1 protein-coding gene is annotated in these 1638 nt (G+C 77.5%); it reads right to left on the reverse strand.

Annotated elements, in window-relative coordinates:
• The coding region (locus tag EF918_RS35485) for an amino acid adenylation domain-containing protein (protein ID WP_148141351.1) at window positions 1–1490 on the reverse strand (1490 nt) is incomplete at its 3' end.
• Between the last annotated feature and the right edge of the window lie 148 nt (window positions 1491–1638).

A 1638-nucleotide genomic window follows, 5' to 3' on the forward strand; every position in this document is an offset into this window, starting at 1 on the left:
GGGGTCAGGGGAGCGGACGCGGAGACGGACGGAGAGGCGGTCGGGGAGGCGGAGGCGGCCGTGGCGCGGAGCGCCTTGCGGTCGATCTTGCCCGAGGAGGTCCGCGGCAGCGGCGCCTGCACCAGCTCGAACGTCCCCGGCACGGCGGCGGCCGGCAGCGCCTGCCGGGTGTGCTCGCGCAACTCGCCCTCGCTCGTGCCCGGTCCGGCCACCACGTAGGCGACCAGCCGCTTGCCGCCGCCGGGCGCGTCGGCGGCCACCACGGCCGCTTCGCGGACGGCGGGGTGCCCGGCGAGCACGGACTCCACGGACGCCGGGTCCACCCGGTGGCCGTTGATCTTCACCTCGTCGTCGGCCCGGCCCTCGAAGCCGAGCTGTCCGTCCGGTCGTACGGTCACCAGGTCGCCGGTGCGGTAGGCGCGCGCACCGTCGAGCCGGGCGAACCGCCGCTCCGTCAACTCCGGGCGTCCCAGGTAGCCGAGGGCGAGTCCGCCGCCGAGCAGCCACAGCTCGCCGTCGACCAGGGCGGCCCGTACACCGGGCAGGGGGGTGCCGATGGGCACCGGGCCGCCGGGGTGGCGGGACAGGTCCGCGACGGTGGCGACCACGGTCGCCTCCGTGGGCCCGTAGGTGTTGAGCAGCCGCACCCGCGCCGGGTCCACGGCCGCGCACCACTGCGCGACCCGCTCGGGGAGGGCGGCCTCGCCCCCGATCACCACGGTCCGCAGGGAGGCGGGGAGTTCGGCGAGGTCGGCGGCCACCGCGTGGGCCAGCTCGTGCCAGTAGGCGGTCGGCAGGTCGAGCACGGTGATCCCGTGCGCCGCGCAGCCGGCCAGCAGGCCCGGTACGTCGAGCATGTCCTCGTCGCGCAGCACCAGGGTGGCGCCCGCGCCCAGGGTCAGGAACACCTCCTCGACGCTGGCGTCGAAGTGGAGGGGGGCGAACTGCAGGACGCGGTCGTCGGCGCGGATCCCGTAGACGGCGGTGGCGCCGGCCGTGAAGTGGGCCAGCGCGTCCTGGCCGACGACCACGCCGTTGGGGGTGCCGGTGGAGCCGGACGTGTAGATCACGTACGCGGCCTCCGGGTCCACGCCGGGCCCGGGCAGCACGGTCTCGCCCTCGCCGGCCCGTACGTCGGTGCCCGTGCAGTCGGCGAGCACGGCCGCGGTCCGGGTGGCCGGTGCGCCCGGGTCCAGCGGCAGGTAGGCCGCCCCGGTCCGCAGGGCGGCCAGCAGGCCGACGACGGCGTCGATCCCGCGCGGCCGGTTGACCGCGACCAGACGCCCGGGCCCGGCCCCTTCCGCGGCGAGCTCGTCGGCGCGGAACGCCACGGCGAGGGCCAGCTGCCCGTACGTCATCCGGCGCTCGCCGTGCACCAGGGCGACCCGCTCGGCGTCCTGCCCGGCGATCCGGTCCAGGACGCGGGGCACCGGGCTGGGCGCCGGGCCGCCGTCCAGGACGGCGGAGGCGGTAGGGGCGGTCGAGGGCATCGCGGGGCCTCCAGGCGAGGGGTCGGGGAGGTTCGGCTGACTGGTGTGCCCCCACGCTAGGCAGGGCGGACCCCCCGGAACGGCAGTCCACCCGGCAGCTCCCCGGCACCCACCCCGACCTGCCACTGCCGCTGCGACCGCCGATGCC

This window comes from Streptomyces sp. WAC06614, from assembly GCF_003949795.1.
GTDB lineage: Bacteria > Actinomycetota > Actinomycetes > Streptomycetales > Streptomycetaceae > Streptomyces.